The sequence below is a fragment of the Labrenzia sp. THAF35 genome, from assembly GCF_009363595.1.
In the GTDB taxonomy this organism is placed as follows: Bacteria; Pseudomonadota; Alphaproteobacteria; order Rhizobiales; family Stappiaceae; genus Roseibium; species Roseibium algicola.
This window is the reverse complement of the sequence record NZ_CP045380.1, coordinates 4,374,324-4,396,359: the sequence shown is the minus strand read 5'-3', so window position 1 is coordinate 4,396,359 and position 22,036 is coordinate 4,374,324. Positions and strand designations below refer to the sequence as shown.

General features: G+C 57.0%; 19 protein-coding genes and 1 tRNA gene. 3 read left to right on the top strand and 17 right to left on the bottom strand.

Translation table 11 applies throughout. The features are described from left to right. Positions 1-12: 12 nt before the first annotated feature. Positions 13-1,662 (bottom strand): alpha/beta-hydrolase family protein, encoded by a 1,650-nt coding sequence (locus FIU93_RS20160; protein ID WP_152506540.1) that lies wholly within the window; start codon positions 1,660-1,662, stop codon positions 13-15. Between the two features lie 470 nt (positions 1,663-2,132). Here FIU93_RS20160 and FIU93_RS20155 point away from each other — a divergent pair, with 470 nt between their 5' ends. Further along, positions 2,133-4,091 carry a GGDEF domain-containing phosphodiesterase gene (locus tag FIU93_RS20155; RefSeq protein WP_152506539.1) on the top strand — a complete coding sequence of 653 codons (1,959 nt, stop codon included), beginning with the start codon at positions 2,133-2,135 and terminating at the stop codon, positions 4,089-4,091. Positions 4,092-4,134: 43 nt separating this feature from the next. Here the strand turns inward: FIU93_RS20155 and FIU93_RS20150 are convergent, their stop codons facing one another. From FIU93_RS20150 to FIU93_RS20080, 15 genes are all read right to left on the bottom strand, one after another. Further along, a complete protein-coding gene (locus FIU93_RS20150) occupies positions 4,135-4,368 on the bottom strand; it encodes a hypothetical protein (RefSeq protein WP_152506538.1) in 234 nt (77 codons plus the stop codon). Continuing rightward, positions 4,365-4,883: a hypothetical protein gene (locus FIU93_RS20145; RefSeq protein ID WP_152506537.1), complete on the bottom strand. Its 519-nt coding sequence runs from the start codon at positions 4,881-4,883 to the stop codon at positions 4,365-4,367. The genes FIU93_RS20150 and FIU93_RS20145 overlap by 4 nt, the downstream gene beginning before the upstream one ends. Before the next feature lie 4 nt (positions 4,884-4,887). Continuing rightward, a complete protein-coding gene (locus FIU93_RS20140) occupies positions 4,888-6,126 on the bottom strand; it encodes an agmatinase family protein (protein WP_209009502.1) in 1,239 nt (412 codons plus the stop codon). Positions 6,127-6,136: 10 nt separating this feature from the next. Next, positions 6,137-6,979, bottom strand: a complete 843-nt coding sequence (locus FIU93_RS20135; RefSeq protein WP_209010180.1) for an ATP-binding cassette domain-containing protein — start codon at positions 6,977-6,979, stop codon at positions 6,137-6,139. After that, on the bottom strand, positions 6,976-7,797 hold the full coding sequence (locus FIU93_RS20130) for an ABC transporter permease subunit (RefSeq protein WP_152506536.1): 822 nt from the start codon (positions 7,795-7,797) through the stop codon (positions 6,976-6,978). The genes FIU93_RS20135 and FIU93_RS20130 overlap by 4 nt, the downstream gene beginning before the upstream one ends. A 78-nt stretch (positions 7,798-7,875) precedes the next feature. Continuing rightward, positions 7,876-8,946 (bottom strand): putative urea ABC transporter substrate-binding protein, encoded by a 1,071-nt coding sequence (locus tag FIU93_RS20125; RefSeq protein ID WP_152506535.1) that lies wholly within the window; start codon positions 8,944-8,946, stop codon positions 7,876-7,878. A 429-nt stretch (positions 8,947-9,375) separates the two neighbouring features. Next, entirely contained in the window at positions 9,376-9,561 is a 186-nt protein-coding gene (locus tag FIU93_RS20120; protein WP_152506534.1) for a hypothetical protein, read from the bottom strand. A gap of 60 nt (positions 9,562-9,621) precedes the next feature. Continuing rightward, complete coding sequence (locus FIU93_RS20115) at positions 9,622-10,227, bottom strand: carbon monoxide dehydrogenase subunit G (protein ID WP_173017363.1); 606 nt, start codon at positions 10,225-10,227, stop codon at positions 9,622-9,624. A 21-nt stretch (positions 10,228-10,248) separates the two neighbouring features. Then, a complete protein-coding gene (locus FIU93_RS20110) occupies positions 10,249-11,052 on the bottom strand; it encodes an XdhC family protein (protein WP_152507648.1) in 804 nt (267 codons plus the stop codon). Positions 11,053-11,139: 87 nt separating this feature from the next. Next, positions 11,140-12,339 (bottom strand): VWA domain-containing protein, encoded by a 1,200-nt coding sequence (locus FIU93_RS20105; protein WP_152506533.1) that lies wholly within the window; start codon positions 12,337-12,339, stop codon positions 11,140-11,142. 3 nt (positions 12,340-12,342) lie between these two features. Beyond that, positions 12,343-13,224: a MoxR family ATPase gene (locus FIU93_RS20100; protein ID WP_055654321.1), complete on the bottom strand. Its 882-nt coding sequence runs from the start codon at positions 13,222-13,224 to the stop codon at positions 12,343-12,345. Between the two features lie 130 nt (positions 13,225-13,354). Next, the gene (locus FIU93_RS20095) at positions 13,355-15,775 is read right to left on the bottom strand and encodes an aerobic carbon-monoxide dehydrogenase large subunit (protein ID WP_077292841.1); all 2,421 of its coding nucleotides are present in this window, start codon (positions 15,773-15,775) and stop codon (positions 13,355-13,357) included. After that, positions 15,772-16,272: a (2Fe-2S)-binding protein gene (locus FIU93_RS20090; RefSeq protein ID WP_031268485.1), complete on the bottom strand. Its 501-nt coding sequence runs from the start codon at positions 16,270-16,272 to the stop codon at positions 15,772-15,774. Before FIU93_RS20090 ends, FIU93_RS20095 begins: the two co-directional genes overlap by 4 nt. Before the next feature lie 31 nt (positions 16,273-16,303). After that, the gene (locus FIU93_RS20085; protein WP_152506532.1) at positions 16,304-17,170 is read right to left on the bottom strand and encodes a xanthine dehydrogenase family protein subunit M; all 867 of its coding nucleotides are present in this window, start codon (positions 17,168-17,170) and stop codon (positions 16,304-16,306) included. A 422-nt stretch (positions 17,171-17,592) separates the two neighbouring features. Beyond that, positions 17,593-18,855: an MHYT domain-containing protein gene (locus tag FIU93_RS20080; protein ID WP_152506531.1), complete on the bottom strand. Its 1,263-nt coding sequence runs from the start codon at positions 18,853-18,855 to the stop codon at positions 17,593-17,595. Between the two features lie 425 nt (positions 18,856-19,280). Here FIU93_RS20080 and FIU93_RS20075 point away from each other — a divergent pair, with 425 nt between their 5' ends. Then, positions 19,281-19,763 carry a hypothetical protein gene (locus FIU93_RS20075; RefSeq protein ID WP_152506530.1) on the top strand — a complete coding sequence of 161 codons (483 nt, stop codon included), beginning with the start codon at positions 19,281-19,283 and terminating at the stop codon, positions 19,761-19,763. A 128-nt stretch (positions 19,764-19,891) separates the two neighbouring features. Here the strand turns inward: FIU93_RS20075 and FIU93_RS20070 are convergent. Next, positions 19,892-19,981 (bottom strand) — tRNA-Ser (locus tag FIU93_RS20070). Between the two features lie 859 nt (positions 19,982-20,840). Here FIU93_RS20070 and FIU93_RS20065 point away from each other — a divergent pair. Beyond that, positions 20,841-21,887: a septal ring lytic transglycosylase RlpA family protein gene (locus FIU93_RS20065; protein ID WP_152507647.1), complete on the top strand. Its 1,047-nt coding sequence runs from the start codon at positions 20,841-20,843 to the stop codon at positions 21,885-21,887. The last annotated feature ends 149 nt before the right edge of the window (positions 21,888-22,036 follow it).

Below are 22,036 nucleotides of genomic sequence, written 5' to 3'. Positions count from 1 at the left end.
TGGTTCAAGGCGTTAGATCGCAGGATCACGGCGCTCGAATATCTTTTTCAGCGCTTCCGCTCTTTCTGGTGACCAGCCGTCCGGATCGACAACTGCAGCCCATCCGTCGATGTAATCAGGCGCAATGTAGTAGTGCCCGTATCTGGGAACATCCAGCGCAAACATGGAATCCAGCGCAATCTGAAGCATTGTCACCACGGGAAACCAGGACAGTTTTTCTGAAACATCCGGCGCACGCGGTGAGGCCATCCAGGCTGGCGGCCTGAAACCCGTATCGAACGTGAAGTTCACGATAGGGTCGCTGCCATAATTCAGAAACACCGCACGAATTGGCCCCCAGGGCGCATAGTTCCCCTCCAGTCCGCCATATTGATCCATCACCCGGACAAGCGAGCCGTTTCCATAGTTCGGACGCCATGCCGGACTGTCAGCCTTCCGCCGATCCCGGACCTCCGACCAATATCGCGAAAAGAAAGGAGACCCAGCCCAAAAGGCGCCCTGGATCGGGTCACCCAGCATGTCAAACAGGGGAAGTGTCGCCTGGGAGTTGAAGGCCCCCTGGCTGAGACCGTGAACATAAAGCTCCGGCCGACTGTCTTTGGGCATCTGCGTCCAGTGGGCATAGACCGCGTTGAAAAGGGCTCGAGCCTGATCTACCCCGTAGTCTGGATGGGCAAGCAGCGCCAGAAAACTGGTCAGGTAGGAATATTGGACAGCCACCGTCGCCACATCACCGCCAAGCATGAAATCGATTGTGTCGTGAGCTCCGGGATCCATCCAACCGGTACCGGGTGGTACCACAACCACAAGAACCGATCGGTCAAATCCGCCAACGCGGATTAGTTCCTGCAAAGCAAGTTGGGCGCGTTCTTCTGCGGTGTCGCCAGACCTTCGTCCAACATAGACCCTGATCGGATCAACGGCATTATCCGGCCAGAATTCGGAAATCTCTGCTGCAGTCGGAGCGGTCGCAACATAGTGACGACCCCAACGCCCCATCTCCTCCCATTTGACCAGCGACCGGGTACTGCCGGTTTTTTCGGGATCAGCAGGTTTTTCGATATCAGGTTCAAGCAGCAGGTCTGCAGCCAGAAAAGACGTATCGGCCATACGAAACGCATTGCGTACAAGGGCTCCATCGACAAGTGCCCACAGGAACCAGCCAACAAGAACGATGGACAGGACCACGCCGACGCGCCTTGGAAGCATCTTGTCCAGAACAACAGCAACGGCTCTACGCAAGGCACCTGCAACCCGGAAAACCAGCCACAAGCAAAGTGCGATCAACACGCCAACAGTGACGATGAAGAACGGCGCTGCGCTCTCGAGCGGCGGCAAACCAACAGCTTCACGGGTCGCGTTCTGCCAACTGGCAGCTTTCGACAGACTGTAGACCATGATCGCAAGACTGATACCGCAAGCGGCAAGGAGCCAGAGTGTCCACAAACGTCCCTTGGGCTCCGGCAACTCCAGATAACGCCAGACACTCCTTGCCAGAAGGGTCACCTCATAGCCAAACGTCGCTGCCACGGCGGCGAGGGTCGCTTGTACAATTGGTTCCCTCGGCATCATCGACGGCGTCAGTGCGGCACCGAAGAAACTGGCCGCTACTATGAGCCCGGTTGGCGTAAGCCCATCTCGGAGTGTCCTTAAGATCGGCATTTGCACCCGCTCCCAACACGATTTCACGATTCAGCTGCAGGATTTCGTGTTGGAATGAGCGCGTCAAGACAACCTTGGGTAAACAATGGCAACATGACAGCAATCTTGTGCCCATCCCCGTTATCCACCGCAAAACCAAGCATAATTTACGTTGCGTCTTTTGGCATTTAGACGGTCTTAACCGTTGTCGGGTCTAAATTCCTACATCGTGGATTGAAGGGCAGAAAGATCTTTCCGCGATCAGGGTCTACAACCGTTTTTAACTCGCAAGTTTCGTGAAAGTTTGCGGCGCTAACAATCGGGCGTAATCCACCGCTGGTCCAGCGCAGCAGGTAGATGGCCTGCCGCTGATACCGGAAATGGCAAGCCGGGGGGCACCGGTTCGTCTGTGACAGAGACATTGGGCCGGAAAGGACTATCGATAAGCTCCAATTGGGGCGGTGTAATCTGTCATCAGGGCGGTTGAGCCAATGATTTTTGATAAACTGTTGCGAATAGGATTTCCGGCGCTTTGCGCCTCCCTTACGCTTTTGCTCGGTGTAAACGCCTACTCGCTCTATAGCGCTCAAGCCGACTACCTTCACAAGGATCAGTTGGAACGTTCGGTCCTCAACGACACGCTGCGCTTTAACACTACGGCCCTGGAAAAACTGATTGCACGGTACAGTGCCTTGAAAAGCCCGGAAGATGCTGCAGAGGCCGGAAAAACCTACGAAGCACTGCTGAACGCTTTCGAAACGTGGCCCAGCGACGCCTATAGCGAAATTGTGGGGCCGTCAGACTACATCCAGGACAAACTGGTCCACATCGTTCGTACGAGCAACCGGGTGAAACCGTTCCTGGATACGCTCGATGACCAGACCTCCGTGAGCAATGCACTGATCATCTTGCAGGGGATAGGAAGTTCCCTTCAACAAATCAATCAGATGGTGACCCAGGAAGCTGCCAAGCAAATGTCGGCGGCGAGAAAGAGCTTTCATTTCCACCAGATTGTACAAGACGCGCTCGTTGTTGTTTTCCTTCTGGTCAGCCTTGGATGGATCTGGTTCTCCAACAAGCGCAGCCAGGTGCTGCAAGGACAGGCAGAGGCAACTCGCGAGCAAACCAGGCTCCTGGAGCACCGGCTGGACCACGACAGTGTTACAGGCCTGGTAAATTCCCGTGTCTTTGCAGAGATCGTGCGCTCTACGCACGATACACTTGCTCCTGATCAGACCTTGAGCATTCTCAACATCGATCTGGAGTCCAGACTGCCGGCTATCAACAAGTTCAGCCTTGTAACGGAGGAAGCTATCCTGGCATCGACTGCGGACCTGTTGCGTCACGCGGTAGACCGGATGGAAGGTGTAAATTGCCTTGCCCGCTCAGGAGGCAAGGGATTTCTCCTCATGACTGTAAGTGATGAAGAGGTTGGGCTGACTGCTTCTGTCGTCGCAAACCGGATCCACGACATCTTCCTGCGCCCGGTCCCAACGGCACTCGGATCCTTCCTGATTTCACCAGCTATCGGCTATGCGGATTCAACCACCGTCGAGCGAGATGCCACCGACATCATTCGCAATGCGGATCTCGCGGTTGGTAATGCCGTCAGCCACGGCCGCCGCCGCGTCGTGACCTACCAACCGGCCATGCGCGCGGAAATGGAACGGCGTACAATCGTCGAAAACGCACTTGCCCGCGCCATAGAGGCGAACGAATGCCTTCCGCACTTCCAGCCTCAGTTCAACCTCATGACCGGGCGGATTTTCGGCGTTGAAGCTTTGGCACGCTGGTACCATTCCGAACTGGGATGGATTTCACCCTCGGAATTCATCCCGATCGCTGAACGCAATGGCGATATCGTCTCGCTGGGATGGAAGATCCTGGAAACATCGTGTTCGGAAGTACAGTTGTTGCCATCGGACCTGAGTCTGTCGGTCAACCTTTCTGTTGCGCAGATTCTGAGCGACGACGTCGTTGCAATGCTCGACGAATGCCTCGGTCGGACCGGTCTGCCAGCCTCCAGGCTGAAACTGGAAGTGACCGAAACAACCCTGATGAGCGATCTGCGCCGCATTCAAACGACACTCGTTGAGTTGCGATCACTGGGTATCGGCATTTCGCTGGATGACTTTGGCGTCGGTTATTCCGCCCTGTCTTACCTGACGGACTTTGACTGGGACGAAATCAAGATCGACAGGTCGTTTGCCACCAAGGCGGTCAAGGACAAGAAAATTCGCGATATTCTCAAGATGGTCCTTGGTATTGCCGAAACCATGGGCTCTCAGGTCTTGATCGAAGGCATCGAGACAGTCGAGCAACGCGATGTACTGGTCGATATCGGCTGCACCATCGGCCAAGGCTACCTGTTCGGCGGTCCAATGGCGATCGACGACATAACGACCCTGTTCTTCTCGGATCATTCCAAAAGCACTCTTGCGGGGCTCTGATACCTCGGTTGGTATCAAGGCCCCGCTTTAACGAGAGAGACCCTCAGGACCTGCGTTCTACAGGCTGTTTCCTCGTGGTCTTTTTCGATTTCCGGACCAGGGAAATGGCCAGAACCAGCCCGCTAACAGCCACGACGAGCAGCAGCTGATGAAATGGCGAGCCAAGCAGATGCTCACCTGCGCCCTGCCAACCGGTCAGATGATCGTGCGCACCAGGGTGTGCAAATGCAGGGGTGGATGCCAAGGCAAGAATTGACGTCATCAAAAGCTGTTTCATTCTGCGATATCTCCATGGGCCAGACGAGTGGTGAGGATGTCGATGAGGTCAATGTCTGACCGTTGCGACAGGGATACAAAGGTGAAGGTCATGGTTTCCCGGGCTTGGACCATTGAACCTGGAAAACTCATGTAGACGAGTTCTCGGGAAGCAAAGGCCGGCGAGGCTGTACCGACCTGCCAATTGCTGACGATCTTTGCGTCGACAAGGTGCTGTATGAGACCATCGGCACCGGGACGGTGAAACGGGACGCCGGCAAGACGCAGGTAACTGGTCTTGTCGTCGGCAGCCCGAAAGCCGTCGATGAAGCTCACCGCAAGTGCCTGCAGTTCTTCGGCCCGGTCCGCACGCGAGGCCCCATGAACATGAGAATGCAGATGGTCCGGGCCCACGTGATTATGTCCGGCGAGACTACCATGATCGTGGTCATGTCTGTGGTGGTGGTGGTGGTGATGATGACCATGTTCATGATCGTGGTGAACATGGTGATCGTGCCCGTGATGATGTCGCGCCATCGCCTTACTCCACGTCCGGACCGGCCGGAATGGACACCGGCTTGTCGATGATGGATTTATGCGAACCCATTTTTCCGTGGGAAACCAGGGTCCCGAGAACATCTACAATCACCCGAGTTGCCAGAAGGGCTGTGATGTCGGAGCAATCGTAAGGTGGTGAAACTTCTACGACCTCCAGACCGCAGATGCCTTCCTTCGCGACCAGCGACACCAGTTCAAGTGCCTCTCTCGGCAGAAAGCCACCTGGCTCCGGCCAGCCGGTACCGGGCACGAAGCCGCAGTCGACACTGTCGATATCGAACGAGATATAGACTGCATCTGCGTCCTTCCATGCCAGTTCCAGCGCCCGTGCGGCCGTTTCCGCCAATCCCAGTTCCTCGACATCGCGCATGGTGAAGATGTTGGTGTTCCGCTCCCGGGCAACTTCCACACCTTCGCGCGGCACCTGCCACCCTCCGATACCGATCTGAACCAGATTGACGGCCGGCACGTTGACGAGATCTGTCGCGTGGAACCAGGGCGTCGTATGCATCCGCTCATCCAGGTCCTTTTCCTGAATGTCGATATGCCGATCGAAATGCACGATACCTATGCGCTTGGACGTGCACTGGGCGATCCCGCGTACGCAAGGAAAGCCGATTGAATGATCGCCGCCGATCATGATCGGCAAGGCTCCGGACGATGCGACGTGCGAGACCGCCCGCGTTATCTGGTCAAACGTCTTTTCGATATTGGCAGGAATGGTAAAGATGTCACCGACATCGCAAAGCGTCATCTGTTCCCGAAGATCGACACCCATCTCGTAGTTGTAGGGCGTGTAGAGCGCGGAAATCTTCCGAACTCCTTGCGGCCCGAACCGTGTACCGGGTCTGTAAGTGGTCCCCCCATCGAAAGGGATGCCGATGACGGCGGCATCATAAGCCCCGACCTTTGTCACATCCTCGATGTAAGGCGCTTTCAGGAAGGTGTTGATCCCCGCATAGTGGGGCAGTTCTCCACGGGCAAAGGTTGGGATCGATTTGTCGGTAAGACTATCCGATCCTGTCAGTCCCATTCGCAGTGCCCAGGCCTTTTCCTTTTCCCACGCGGCGGAGGGCAGGGCACCTTCCTTTTCAGCGGCCTTCCAACCTCGTAATTGCAGTTTGTCGAAGTCAGGATGATGCTGTCTTCGGTTGGGGGCTCGGGTGAATTGACCTGCGGCAAGGTGGTGCGTCCTGGGGCCTGAGGCTCGATTGAAACTCATGGGATGGTCCTCATTCCTGATTGTTTGGGGTATGGATGCTTTGGAAAGACGGAGTGGGCTTGTTTGTTTGTGGAGCACCAATTGCACCTGCGATGGCCTCCGGAGACCGCAAGGAGGCTCCCGTTGGCGATTTGAGTGGCAGATCGTAGGTGATGGTCGCGCCGTAGGCCTGTGGCGCCTGCGGGTCGTGGCGGATCTTGTCGAACACCAGCAGACGCGTGCCGAGCTTGAAGGCCTCGTGAATATCGTGCGTCACCATGAACACCGTCATGGACAACTCTTTCCAGAGCCCCAGAAGCAATTCATGCATGTCGACGCGTATGCCCGGGTCTAGTGCGCCGAAAGGCTCGTCGAGCAGCAGGATGCTTGGCTTCTTGATCAAGGCCTGGGCGATCGCGAGACGTTGCTGCATGCCACCGGACAGCTGCGCCGGATATTTGTTTGCCGCTGGACGCAGCCCGATCCTGTCAAGCAGGTCGTCGGACGACTCAAAAGCCGCCTTGCGGGAAGTGCCAAAAAGCCGCCCGGTCCAGCGCGACGTTTCAAACTCTTGCGCAAGGATGAGGTTTTCAGCCACGGTCAGATGCGAAAACACCGAGTATTTCTGGAAGACGATCCCGCGCTCGGGTGTCGGCTCAAGTGGCAAGGGAGTGCCGTCCAGGAGGATCTGTCCACGGGTTGGATGTTCCTGGGAAAGCAGCATCCGCAGGAATGTCGATTTTCCGCAGCCGGATGCTCCAACGATCGTGCAAAAAGACCCGGTCTGGACTTCCAGGTTGACCCGTTCGAGAACAGGCACGCCGTCGTATAATTTTGCCAGGTTCTGGACCGAGAGTTTGGACGCAGTGTTCATAGCGCATCCCCTCCCAGATGGTGCCATCGGAAGGCGCGGCGCGACAGGAGGAGCAGGGCTCTGTCGAGCAGGAAGGCCAGCAGCGTGATCCAGACGACGTAAGGCAGGATCACATCCATCGCGAGGTAACGGCGCACCAGGAAGATGCGGTAGCCAAGCCCCGAAGTGGACGCGATAGCCTCTGCTGAAATCAGAAAGATCCAGGCTGGCACGAGAGAGAGCCGCAGGCTGGTGATCAGGTGCGGAAGCACCTGCGGCAACACGAGCCGCGTAACCATTTGCCAGACGCTGGCCCCAAGTGTTTCCCCCTTGATGATCATCTCCCGCGGAATGTCCAGAACCGCCTGGGCCGTGGAACGGATCATCACTGGTGCCGTTCCGATCACGATCAGGGCGATTTTTGCGAGTTCGCCAAGACCGAAGGTGATGAACAGGATCGGCAGGATGGTGATCGGCGGTATCAGCGAGAATGTCGCGAGATAAGGCGCTAGTCCGCTGCGGATATGGGGAATGAAGCCGATGGCAATGCCAAGGGAGATCGCCAGAAGCGTCGACACTGCCATTCCTGTCCCAAGACGCCAGAGACTGTCGAAAGTATCCAACCAGAGCAGAAGGTCTCCCGACCTCCGGTCCGGCACTGCCGCCATGCGCCAGAAGGCTTCTCCCATGCTGGTGATGGAGGGGAGGAGCTTGTCCGCCGGATTGTCGAGCCGGCGATAATGGCTGGCAATCGCGTAGGCGACCAATGTCAGCACGAAAGGCAGGAGCCCAAGCGCCAGGGCGGTGACCCGGGAGGGTTTCCGGTTGATAATACGCATGAAACGGTCCGATCGGTCTATGGCTGCGGCTGCGGCTCCGGCGCCGAGGCGCCGGAACACCGGATCAGCAAAGGAAGCCTAGAGCGTGCCTTCTGCTGCCATCGTCATGAAACTCGGGTCGAATTTCAGTTTCACGTTTCCGGTATCGCCATAGATCGATCCATCCGGGAAAGAGACGCCGACGAATTCAGGGCTGGGTGCCCCTTCACCCAGAATGCCCTTGTCGAAAAGGAACTCGGCAACGAATTTCATCGTCTCGGGAAGTTCAGCGGACTTGGTGAACGCGACCGCTTCTGCGGGCGTGTAGAACATCTTGGTCGTCGCGAGCTGCGCATCGTAGCCGGCAAGGTCCGTGCCGGAGGCTTCGGCCATGGCGGTGCGTGCCGCGATGCCTTCGTCACTGTCTGACGACATGATCCCCATCAGTTCGTACCAGGCGCCTACAAGAGCCTTGCCGAAGGCGGGATTGTCCGCAAGCGTCTCGGTATTGACCATCATGATATCGATGATTTCGCCTGGAATGCCGGAACTGTCGAACACCTTGGTGGCATTTGCTTCCGCTTCAATTTCAGACAGGAGCGGGTTCCAGGTGACCACCGCCGTGACATCCAGTGTCTGATAGGCAGCGATCATGTCTGCATCGGATGTGTTGACGACCGTCAGATCCTGTTCACTGAGACCAACCGTGTCGAGTGCCCGTGCAAGCAGGTAGTGGGAGACGGAAAGCTCCACCAGATTGACGCTTTGTCCCTTGATATCGGCAAGCTCGGTCTTGTCCTTCAGGATGATGCCATCGTTACCGTTGGAATAATCACCGACGATAAGCGCAGTCGTGTCTACACCACCGCCAGCCGGGATCGAAAGGGCGTCCATATTGGTCATGGAGCAGCCGTCATATTCCCCTGCGGTGTATTGATTGATGGACTCCACGTAGTCGTTGATCTGAACGATCTCGACGGAGATGTCGTATTTGTCGGCCCATTTCTTCATGAGACCACTGTCCTGCAGATAACCCCAGGGCATCCAGCCGACATAGATGGACCAGCAGACCTTGAAATCCGTCTTTTCCTCGGCCCTGGCCGAAGTGAGGGAAAGAGGCAGCGTCAGCGCTGCGGCGAGGAGGGAAGCTTTGGCAATCGATTTCAACATCTGTGCGCGTCTCCTGTCTTGGGCCCGGTCATCAGAACCGGACTTACGTCATGAGGTTTTTGCGCACGGCCGGGAGCAGGTTCGCGCGCGCGAAACCTCGTGCAGTTGTCTCCCGGGTTTTTGTCCCGCCGTGTCACCGGTCTATGTCGGCATATGCCTCTCAACCGGCTTGCACCTCTCGGTCCTGCGTCGTCTTGCGACCGGATCCCTAGGCGCGCTGCACATCATAACCAAAGCAAGGGGAATGCCAGAAAGGCGAAGATGGAAATTTCGTACATTGTTTCAATAATTTAAGAAATAGAATCTGGATTGAGTTGGTCGAAACCAATCAACAGCAAATGGTGTTCTGAGCAGAATATGGGCAGCATGGTGAAGAATGCACCATGCCCAGACCTTAAGCAGCCTTAGCCGATCTATCATAAAACAGTCTCAGCCGGCGAAAGAGCAGATCTGAACCAACGGCAGGAAATGCTGTTCGGTGATGCCCAGACAACAGGCGTGCGCCACCAGTAAAAAACCGGTCAAGGCCGAACCCGTGACGAGCGCCAGAACCAGCGATGGATCACGCATCATTTCGCGAATGCCACTTATGGTTTGAACTTCGGTATGTACCATAACAATTCCTCCGGTTTGAATATCTGCAAGAGCCAGGCAAGCGGCTCTTGCAGTCGGGATTTATTCCGCAGGTTCGTCGACCTTACCCTCGTCACCAGCCACGTCCTGCTTTTTCTTGCCGCCGAAAAGGCCTTTGATCCATCCCTTCTTCTCTTCGCCATCTGAAGGAGAAGCGTCTGCTGGCGCGGTATCGGCTTCCATCTCGTTCGATGCAGCCGGTGTTCCCGGGGCGACCTGTTCGCCGAAGGCGGTAAAAAACTCACCGGCAAGCCTTTTAGCGGTCGAATCGATCAGTCTGGCACCAAGCTGCGCCAGCTTGCCGCCAACCTTCGCATCAACCTCGTAGTGAAGGATCGTCGCGTCAGGACCGTCTTCTTCCAGATGAACCTTGGCAGCACCTCTGGCAAAGCCGGCTACCCCGCCGGAACCTTCGCCTTCAATGGTGTAACCGTTCGGCGGATCGAGATCGTTGAGCGTCACCTTGCCGCCGAAAGTTGCTTTTACCGGGCCCACCTTGAGACGTACCTTCGCCTCCAGTTCAGTATCGGAATGCTTGATCAGGTCTTCACATCCCGGAATAGAGGCCTTCAGGACTTCCGGATCATTCAATGCCTCCCAAACCTTATGCTTTGGAGCTTCGATCCGCTGGCTGTCGTTCATTTGCATGTGGTTGCTTCCCTGGTGGGGTCAAACGTGATGGATGTTGGTCTGGCGGTGTCCGCTGCGGCGGATCATCAAGAGTTCCGCCAGGATAGAGAGTGCAATTTCTTCCGGTGCGATGGCTCCCAGATCAAGGCCTGCGGGCCCCTTGATCCGGTCGAGGGTCTGATCCGCTACGCCTTCCTCGCGCAATTTAGACTTGAGGGCTGCAATCTTCCGGCGGCTCCCGACAAACCCGATGTGGCGCGCATCCGTCAGAAGAGCTGCCTTCAGGGCCGCCAGATCGCCGCGCCCCTGGGTCGAAATAATGGAGTAGATCTGCCCGTTGCTTCGAATGGGACTGTCAAACCCTTCCGCTCTTTTCCCGGCACCTGAAAAGACGGACAGCTCTTCTGCAGGCGCGCAGAAGGTCAGGTCAAATCCGATGGAAGGCGCCTGGCTCGCAAGGGCAACGGCAACCGGACTGGCGCCGTAGATGACAAGCGTGGGCCGCGGCAGAACCGGTTCTATGAAGATATCCATTGTGCCCTGGCTCGGGCACATGTTCCGGGCAAACTGAATGCCTTCGCGCTCCTCACCGGCTTCCACGCCGATCTCCGCCAGCAGGTCCGCCGGTTGAAGGGAGATCAATCGTGTCTGTCCATCTTCAAAAGCGGACTTTGCCGCCTTGATGACAGCCGATCTTGCGCAGCCACCGCCGATCCAGCCGCCGACAATATCCCCATTCCTGTCGATCACGGCCTTCGCGCCCGCCTTGGCTGCGGTCACCGATATGGTGCGTACAACGGTTGCCAGAACGAAAGGTTCGTTGTCACCCTGCAATCGGTTCATCAGGCGCGGAAGGTCCTGCACGACCTCTGGCGCGGCCTCTTTGCCGGACACGGGAACAGAATGCTTCATCTCGACATCTCCCATCGTTCAAAGTCTCGCAAGATAAGGCTCAAGGGCTTCAAGGCTGGCGAGGTTATGGGCTGGCGCGAAGAAATCGACATGGGGCAGGGCAGCAGCCATGCCTCCGGCCGTCGGTTCATATCCCTGCCAGCCAAGCAGCGGGTTGAGCCAGACAATGCGCCTGCAGCGCCGCCGTAACCTTGCCATCTCATCGCCAAGTGCTTCCGGCGTGCCTGTGTCGTAGCCATCCGACAGGATCAGGACGCAGGTGCGCGAGTGGACGACCCGGGCGGCGTGCCATCTGTTGAAGTCGGCCAGCGCCGCGCCGATCTTCGTGCCGCCACCGATCCCTTGCGCCATCAGCCCCATGCGATCGAGCGCACGGCCGGCGTCCCGCTCCGAAAGGGCTGAGGAGACATGCACAAGACGGGTATGAAAAAGAAACGCTTCTGCTTCGCGGAAGCTATCAAGCAAACCGTGCACGAACCGAGTGAAGACACCCGTGTAGTTGTTCATCGACCCGGACGCGTCGAGCAGGATCACCAATCGCAACAGTTTCTCACGTGGGCCTTTACGCACAAGATCTATGGGGATCCCACCATGTGCAATAGAACGCTGGATGGTTCTGCGAAGATCCAGCTTTCGGCCCTTTCGCTTCTGACGATCCCTGCGGGTCAGTCTTATGCGCATTGCCCGTGCGAGCCGTTCGGCCAGCTCATGGGCCTGTTTAACCGCCTCCGGATCGCTGAGATGTCGGAAATCCAGCTGACCGAGGTTTTCGGCAATGCTCGCACCTTCCCGGCGTCCGGAGGGAGCGTCGTCGCTCGCCTCATCCTCTTCGCCGGGAAGGCGTTCGACATCGCCTGCAATTGTCTCCTGACGGTTACCACTTGCATCGATCAGTTCGCGAATGGTCTTCATGCCCTTGCGCGTACTTGTCCCGGTAACCTTCACGCCAGATTTGACACCCTTGCCGATCCAATAGGCATCGAAGATGTCGTCGAAACGCTGCCAGTCAGACAAGCGTCCGCAAAAAAGACTGCGAAAGGCCGCCTTCAAGCTTCCGGGGCGTTGAATCATCCGCGAACACAGCAACCGGCTAGCATCCCGGGTCTCGGCCAATCCGACCTTGAAGCCGCTGTCACGCAGTGAGCGGACAAACCCTGCCAGCCGCAGCCTCAGGATCGGCCCGATGTCTGCACTGGTTTCAAGGAAAAGGCCGGACATTGCTCAAGCGACCTTTCCAAGCAACCTGTCGGTAACTTCGCGGCTGACACGGGCACTGTCCTCCCGGGTTTTCAGGACACAAGACAGCGTCTCAAAGACAAGCTCCCGGCTCTCCTGCAGGTTTTTGGCCCCAAGGCCGAGAAGAGCCGCCGCCCAATCTATGGTTTCGGCAACGCCTGGAACCTTCACGAGGTCTTCCTTGCGCAGTTTGTTCATAAGTTCGGCGATCTGTTGGGCGAGAGCAGCATCCAGATCCGGGACACGCGCCAGCAGAATTCGTGTTTCGCGGTCGGGCGAGGGGTAATCGACGAAATGATAAAGGCAACGCCGGCGCAATGCGTCCGACAGTTCGCGTGTACCATTTGAGGTCAGAACCACCCGTGGGATTGTAACTGCCTGAACCGTTCCGAGTTCCGGGATCGACACCTGGAAGTCAGACAGGATCTCAAGCAGGAATGCCTCGAATTCCTCATCTGCCCGGTCGATTTCATCGATCAGCAGAACCGGCGGCACGTCCTTTCGGATGGCCGCAAGAAGTGGGCGTTCCAGTAGATATTTCTCGGAGAAAATCGCTTCCTCGACAGTTTCCGCGCTGTCGCCAGATCCTTCCCGCGCCTTGATGGCCAGAAGCTGGCGCTGATAGTTCCACTCGTAGATGGCATCGGAGCGGTCGAGGCCCTCATAGCATTGCAGGCGGATGAGATCGGTGTTCTCCAGCCGCGCCAGAGCCTTCGCCACTTCCGTCTTGCCGACACCAGCTTCACCTTCCAGAAGCAGTGGCCGCCCGAGCATTCCAGTCAGGAGGAGTGCCGTCGCAAGACCTTCGTCCGCGATATAACCGGCATCCGCGAGCTGAAGCGCTATCTGATCCTTGGTCTGGGTCATGCTGGTCCGTTCGGTGAGAAGGTCGCATCCATCGTCTTTCAGGTGCTGATCCAGAATCAGTCACGAGAGGACGACCGGAACATCACCGCAGGCTTTGTCCCGGAGGAGCCAGCCTGCGGTAAGAAGTGCTTTATGCGTGCGCACCCAGGTCCTTGGCCGCCTGCCAGATACGCCAGGCGTCATGCGGCATCTGGATATGGGTCGATCCGAGGAACTTGAAGGCGTCGTTGACCGCATTGGAGAAGGCCGGCACACCACCGACATTCGGACTTTCGCCTACGCCTTTTGCTCCGATCGGATGATGCGGGCTGGGGGTGACAGTGAAATCCGTTTCCCAATGCGGTGTTTCGACCGCCGTCGGCAGGAAGAAGTCCATGAAGGACGCACCCAGCACGTTGCCCATCTCGTCGTAGCGGATTTCCTGACCCATCGCGATGGCGAAGGCCTCCGTCAGGCCGCCGTGGACCTGTCCCTCGATGATCATCGGATTGATCCGGGTGCCGCAGTCGTCCAGCGCGTAGAACCGCCGTGTCTTTGCAACGCCGGTGTCGACGTCGATATCCATTACACAGAGATAGGCGCCGAAAGGATAGGTCATGTTGGGCGGGTCATAATAACTGACCGCTTCAAGACCCGGTTCCATGCCTGGAGGCGGAGCGTGATAGGCAGCCCAGGCAATCTCCTTCATGGACTTGCGTGCCTGCGGATTGCCTTTCACCTGGAAGCCGTCCACGTCCCATTCCAGATCGTATTCGGAAACTTCCAGCATGTGCGCCGCGATCATCTGCGCCTTGTTGCGGATTTTGCGAGACGCAAGCGCAATCGCGGCACCGGCGACAGGTGTGGAGCGTGAACCATAGGTCCCCAGACCGTAGGGCGCGGTATCCGTGTTGCCTTCTTCCACCATGATATCGGCGGCTGGAATGCCGATTTCCGTGGCGATGATCTGCGCCCAGGTGGTTTCATGCCCCTGGCCTTGCGATTTGGTGCCCATGCGGGAAATCACCGAGCCGGTCGGGTGCACGCGGATTTCCGCACTGTCGAACATCGCGACACCGAGGATATCGCAATTCTTCGACGGTCCGGCACCGACGATCTCGGTAAAGAACGACACGCCGATGCCCATGATCTCACGGGTTTCCCCCCGCTTGAAAGCTTCCTGCTTGGCCTTTTGCTCAGCGCGCAGCTCGCGGTAGCCGATCGTGTCCATCGCCTTCTGCATGGCGGTGTGATAGTCGCCGCTGTCATATTCCCAGCCAAGGGCCGAGTGATAGGGGAACTGCTCCGGCTTGACGAAGTTCTTCATCCGCAAGTCCGCCGGATCCATGTCGAGCTTCTGGGCCAGGATATCCATCGCCCGCTCGATGCAATAGGCTGCCTCCGTAACGCGGAACGAACAGCGGTAGGCGACGCCGCCCGGTGCCTTGTTGGTATAGACCCCGTCGACAGCCAGATGCGCTGCCGGGAAGTCGTAGGACCCGGTCACGATGTTGAAGAAACCAGCCGGCCATTTCGACGGATCGGCACAGGCATCAAAGCCACCATGGTCAGCCAGAACATGCACTTTGAGACCAGTGACGGTGCCGTCGTTCTTTGCAGCGATTTCCGCGGTCATGTGATAATCGCGAGCAAAGGACGTTGTCGAAAGGTTCTCCATCCGATCCTCGACCCACTTCACCGGTACACCGGTGACGATGGAGGCAACGATGGCACAGATGTAACCGGGGTAAGCCCCGACCTTGTTGCCGAAACCGCCGCCGATATCCGGCGCGATCACATGGATCTTCTGCTCCGGAATAGTCGAGAGCAGAGAGGCCACCGTTCGGATGACATGGGGTGCCTGGAACGTTCCCCAGACCGTCAACTCGCCCTTGATCTTGTCCATCGATGCAACGCACTGACAGGTTTCGAGCGGTGAGGGGTGCGTCCGGTGATAGGAGATCAGCTCCTTGATGGTGACATCGGCTTCAGCAAAGGCTCTGTCGGTTTCTTCCTGGTCGCCAACTTCCCAGGTGAAGATGTGGTTGTGGTGTTTGCGCGGCCCGTGGGCGCCTTCCATCTTTCCGTCGAGATCAGGCCGCAGAACCGGAGCGTCCGGATCCATCGACTTGAAAGGGTCCGTCAGGACGGGAAGCTCTTCATATTCGACTTCCACCAGCTGAATGGCATCGTCGGCGATGTAGCGGTTCTCGGCCACCACGAAGGCGACTTCCTGGTTCTGGTACAGCACCTTGCCATCGGCCAGCACCATCTGCACGTCACCGGCGAGTGTCGGCATCCACGCAAGATTGACGCCTTTCAGGTCTTCCGCTGTCAGCACGGCAATCACGCCGGGCAGTTTCAACGCTTCGGAAGCGTCGATCTTCGTGACCTTGGCGTGGGCATAGGGAGAACGGACGAAATCGCCGAACACCATCCCGGGCAGTTTCACATCATCGACATACTGGCCCTTGCCTTGCGTGAAGCGAATATCTTCCACACGCTTGCGCTTGCAGCCCATGCCTTCCAGGGCGGCTTCGCGCTGTTCCCGTGTCGGGGTCATGTCGTTCATTCTGCAGCCTCCTGAAATTCAGTACCATTCAGCTTCGCAGCGGCGTACTGGATCGCCTTGACGATGTTCTGGTAACCGGTGCAGCGGCAAAGATTGCCCGAAATGCCCATGCGGATTTCTTCTTCCGTGGGGTTCGGGTTTTCCTTCAGCAGCGTGTGTGCACGCAGGATCATGCCCGGGGTGCAGAAGCCGCACTGCAGCCCGTGCATCTGCCGGAAGCCTTCCTGAAGCGCGGACAAGGTACCATCCGCATTGGCCATGCCCTCGATGGTGGTCAGTTCCGCGCCGTCTGCCTGAACGGCAAACATGGTGCAGGACTTCACGGACATACCGTTCAGCTCAACCGTGCAGGCACCGCAATGAGAGGTCTCGCAACCGATATGCGGCCCGGTGAGGTTGAGGTCCTCTCGCAGGAAATGGATCAGAAGCGTGCGCGGTTCAACAAAACGCTGCACCTTCTTGCCGTTGATGGTCATGGTGACCGGGATCTGTTCAATATCGCTCATAGTCGTTTCCCTCGATCCTGGTTCAGCTGGATGCGCGCGATGCGGCTTTTGCGAGCGCCCGCTGCAACATCACGCCTGCCATCTTGGTGCGATATTCTGCAGGTCCACGTCCGTCCGAAGCGGGCTCGGTGATCGCCTCAGCCGCCGCGACCGCGCGGGCAACTGTTGCCGTATCGAGCGTCGAACCAGCCAGAATCTCTCCGGCTTCCTGCGCAAAAAGCGGTGTATCCGCGACATTGGTGAGGGCAATCGAACAGAAGGACACACTGCCACCTTCCAACGTCAGGACCACGGCAGCAGCGGCTGTCGCATAGTCGCCAACCTTGCGCTTCAGCTTTTCATAGGCATAGCCATGCCCTGCAGGCGGGACGGGTATACGAACGGCTGTCAGAATTTCCTCAGGCGCAAGGGCCGTAAAATAGGCCGCCTCATAGAAGTCGCGTGCAGGCACTTCTCGTTCGCCGTCCGGCCCGGTCAGAACATAGGTCGCATTCAGACACTGCATCAGCGCCGGCATATCGTTACCCGGATCGCCATTGGCGACATTTCCGCCAAGGGTGCCGACATATCTGATCTGCGGATCGGCAATGAGAAGCGACGTTTCGCGAATGATCGGCAGTTTTGACGCCAAGAGGTCCGAGGCGATCAGCTCATGCTGCGTGGTCATGGCGCGAATGGTGATCGTGCCGCCGTCGTCGGAAATGCCTTTGAGATCGGCAATGCCACCAAGGTCGACCAGATGTTCCGGCGCTGCCATGCGCAACTTCATCATGGGGATCAGGCTATGGCCACCGGACAGTGGCCGGGCTTCGTCGCCATGGCTGACCAGGATCGCGACAGCTTCCGCCACGGACGATGGCCGGTGATAGGTGAATGCACCAGGTATCACGTCTTTCTCCTCCCTCTGCCGGCCACCTCTGGGCCGGATGCCGGTCTTCCCGAAAAGCGATTGGTTTCGCCTTCCACCGGCAACGTCGTGTCCGGACGCTGGAAACGGCCGAATTGTTCACGTTTGAGAAGGGTGCGGAACAGTGCGGCGCACACTCAAGAACGCTTGCACAAACAGCCTGTCTGGCCACACGGATGACGTGCTGTCCTGCACGAACTGCGACAGCTCTTCTGACGCATTTCACGGCTTAAATTGAAATGCTTTCAAAAAAGTAAGGTAATTACAATAGCTTACAATAGGAGCCCAAGCCGCAAATACCACCACCATGAAGAGTGTCCGCTTGATGCCCATTTGCACGAACGGCGTATTTTGCGGCGTTGCATGCACTGCAACACCGAAAGTGAACCAAACCGATGATCTGGTTATTGGGCGGCAGCAGGCTGTTCATGCCCCGTATGGCTTTGATGCCTGTTTTGGCCAAGCGCCTTCAATCGCGCTTTCACCCGCCCCCAACGAGACCGGCTGACAGGAACACTCTGCCCCTCCTGGCCCGCCAGGATTAGAACACCACCGTCACCGGAGCGCTTGTAGCTGACAACGCGGCTGAGGTTGACGATGTGACTTCGGTGGACACGGTTGAAGGTGCGCGGATCAAGCTGCTGTTCCGCTTCACTGATGGAAAGAGGGCAGAAGAATTCTCTGCTGCCATCATAAAGACGTGTGTAATGGGCGTCCGCGTGAATGGCATATATATCCAGCACGCCGATCTTGGTCTTCTGGCCGTCCCGCTCGATCGGCAGCATTCCCTTGCCAAGTGGCTGACCTGGCCGGACCGCTTGAGCCACCGCCTGCAATCCTGATGCGGTTTTGCCGCTGACAGCCATAACGGCTTGCGCTGACTGGCCCTGCTTGTCTTCACTTGCCGCACGCAGCTCTTCCTCTAGCTGCTGGTTCCTGACCATGCCGCGATCGGTCTGGTCTTCCTGGGCTGGAACGAGGGCCAGCAGGAACAGGCCCGACACCAGAAATGCTACGCAGGAAACGAGAATAGCCAGCATTCCGGGGCTCAGGGCTGGCGCAAGAGTACCTGAAACCGGTTGCAGCGTTTCATAGGTCAATCCTGCCATGGCCGTGTAATGCATAGCTGAAATCGCAAGCGCCAGAACCGCTGCCGAAATGACGATAGGAGGGCGCCTGCCCAGACCGAACAACAGCCACATGGCGAGACCGGCTGCGTTGAAGGCAATCAGAAAGCTTGCAAAAACGTAGGCCGGGTCGTGCTCCATTTGCAGCGAACCATGCAAGGCGTACATGCCCAGATAATGCATGGTGCAGATACCGCTTCCCATGACGAAGGCGGAGAGGCCGAGGCGAATCGGGGTCAGCCGCGCATTGCTCGCTGCGAAAACAGCAATACCGACAACGAGTACACAGACGAGAAACGACAGCAGTGTCGGCAGAACGAGAAAATCAACGGCGACAGGCAGACGGGCTGCCAGCATTCCGACGAAATGCATGGACCAGATGGCAAGGGCGACGGTCAAAGCTGCCCCTGCAAGCAACAGCCGACGTCTCGGGTCAATCGCGCTGCGAACCTGAACGGCAAGGTTCAAGCCTACGAAACTCCCCTGAAAGGCCATCACCAGGGACAGCGCAACAAGCCAGGGCTCGTGCATCACTGACATGCCGGCTATCTCCTCCCAGTAGCCGCCGCCGCAACAAGCGACGGTTCCTCCGGATCAGATGATAGGCGAAAGAGAAATCTGCATCAAATTACGCGTGATGCCGACGTATATGTGCACCGGCGGCGTGACTGAGTTGAATTGATTTCGGAAGAAATGGCGGTGAAGGTATCCGTGATCTCTATGAAACTATTGAAACTACTGACATATTAGGCGCCAAAATTCAGTATTTTCCCTAAATGCATAGCGGCGTTAATGGCAACGGGGAATGAAATTGGCGAGCTACAAGTTATCAGAAGCCAGAATTCGCAGCCTAGACAAGCCCGGAATTTATGGCGACGGCGACGGACTTTGGAAAAGCCCAAATGCGTTGTGACCTTTAAAATTCACATGGTATCAAGAGAATTAGCACACGTTTGGAGTGTACGATGATCGATGACGCCAAAACAATTTGGTCAACGATAGTTAAGTATTCAACTATTGCAAATGCTACAGCGCTTACTCTGTCACTAGCTGCGATCAACAAATTGCCGAATGGCCAGTTTCTTTCCACAGCTGGGAAACTACCAATTTGGCTATTTTTCGTTGGTCTTTTTTCAGGCGGCCTCCATCTAATCTTTAGTTTTTACTACCAAATCGGCAATATTCACCTTGAAGCAAGGAAAAATTTGCTTGAAATAATTGAAAGGCACGAAAACAAGGCGAATATTAGTCAAGACTCTACTGAAATTATCAGGACCTCAAAAGAAATAATACAAGAAATTGACGAAACATTAGGAGTCATCGAAAACAACTCAAAATACCCAGCAGAAAAAATAATGCCCGTATTGAGAAATATACAGGAGTTATTACTATGGGTTTCTTATATATGCTTTTTTGTTGGCGTATTTATTATTGTATGGTCGATCTGAACAGGTTAGCGAAACTACCAAATTCTTTGAGTTCGACGCGATTTAAAGCCTGCTCAATCAATATCCACAGTCATGACTGCACCTGAGCAGCCATTTTATTCACTGATATCAATAACTTGGAAAAATAATGGCGGTGAGGGTGGGATTCGAACCCACGGTACGCTCTCACGCACGGCGGTTTTCAAGACCGCTGCCTTAAACCACTCGGCCACCTCACCATGCCGGTGCCTTGGCGGCCCGACTGTGCAAACCGTTTCCTTTTTCTCACTCGGAAAGTCAAGCCGGAATCACCAGCATGAAGTTCAGGTGGGCGAAATCGTGTGGATGTACGGGGGGATCAAGCTCCTTTGGGATGTTCCCGCGCCGCTTGCACACAGGGGCAGGACGGGCAGTGCGGGCGCAGGAACATCGCCAAAGGGTAGGGGCCGCCGGTCCGGTGTCGTGGGCAGGGTTTTGAACCGGCGGCCGAAGCTGGAGGTGGGGTCCAGCATTGCTGTGACAGGGCGGTCATCAGCAATGAGTTCACCCTAAGCTGATTTGACAGGTCTGAATGTGATGTACGTCACAACTGATCCGAATGACGATTTCTTCTCACCTGTGTCCTGTGCGCAACAGCCGGCGGCAGGCAAATTGACGCAGTTTTTAGTCATATATTTCAGACTGTTACAACAAACAGCCTTTGAGAAATGAACCTCGGGTCGCCTGAATCCGGTGGAGAGTTGAATTTGGGCAACGCGGCGGCCTCGACGGGCAGTTTACTTTGAAGTAATAAAACTACGCTTTAACAAGGGCATATGCGGGATGTGCAGCGGGGGCTAGTGCGTCTTGCGGGGACTGATCTGAAGATCGGAACAATGCCTTGAAAACCGGTGTGGACCGAACCACACGCCGGAATGATCGCGTGAGCTGCGGGGCCGCCAGCGCGTAAGTGAGTAGGACGGCAGTATGCAAGGGACAGGCGGGAAATCTTGCCAGGTGACAAACCAGGTGGCAGGAACGTCTTCAGGGGAACGAGCTGTGACGCTTGATGGTAAATCGCGTCCTGCACGGAAACTCAGCGCCCAGTTGCGCACGGGATTGATTGTGGCAGCAGCGGTTTCGGCCGTGGCAGCCTGCAGCACCGCGCCGCAGCAGCAGAAATCAAAATTCAGCCCGGAAAAATATGGTGTCAAAGGCAGCCCGAAAATGGTTGCTGAAGGCCAACCCGTGCCGAAGGGTGGCGGGCGCTATATCGTCGGCAAGAAATACAAGATTGCCGGTAAGTGGTACTACCCAAAGGAAGACCCGGACTACAAGAAGACCGGCCTGGCTTCCTGGTATGGACCGACTTTCCACGGTCGCAAGACAGCCAACGGCGAGGTTTTCGACCGTAACTCCCTTACCGCTGCGCACACGACGATGCCGCTGCCATCCTATGCCCGCGTGACGAACGTGGAAAACGGCCGGTCGATGATCGTTCGCGTCAATGATCGCGGCCCATTCCACGGCAACCGCGTCATCGACCTCTCTGAACGCGCCGCAACGATGCTTGGCACCAAGAGCGCTGGCATCGGCAAGGTAAAGGTCGAGTACGTCGGCCGTGCACCGCTGCACGGACAGGACGAAGGCTTCCTTATGGCCTCTTACCGTGGCCCAGGTGCGGTCGAACCTGGCGCGACAATGCCGGGCACAATGCTGGCACAGGCAGAACCGCAGCAGGTTGTGCCTCAGCAAATCACACCGCAGGTCACCTTCGGGGCTGTTCCGGCGCCAAGCGCACGTCCTTATCTGACCACCGCATCCACGACCACGGCTTTCCGGGCGAAGCAGACAACCTTGACGGTTGCCTTCGATCCGGCGCAGGCATTCGAAGCCGGCAAGCCGACAATCGAAGTTGCGTCCAACAACCGCTTCGAGCCGGTCGAATCGGCCTATTCCGCTCCGGGTCTTGCGCCCGCGGAAGGAACACTCGGCGTGCTGCGCGTCCCGGCTCCGGGAACGTCCGCAGGTCTCGTGTCAGGCAGTGCAATTTCCTCATTTGCTGCGAACCGCCGAATTTCCGACGCGCATTCGCTGCTTTCAAATGTGGCCGACACGGGCCTTTCGATGCGTGAGCTGGTGGTCAAACTGGAAAACGACGGCTAATCGGCCCGGAACCCGGAGTAGGTCCGGCTTCTTCCACACGCCGCGCCTGTATCTATAAATAGGGCAAGCGGTTCATGGCCTCCGCATATTCTGTATCCGGATTTTTGAGAGCGTCTCGTCGCCTTGTCGGGCGAGGGGCGTTTTCTGCT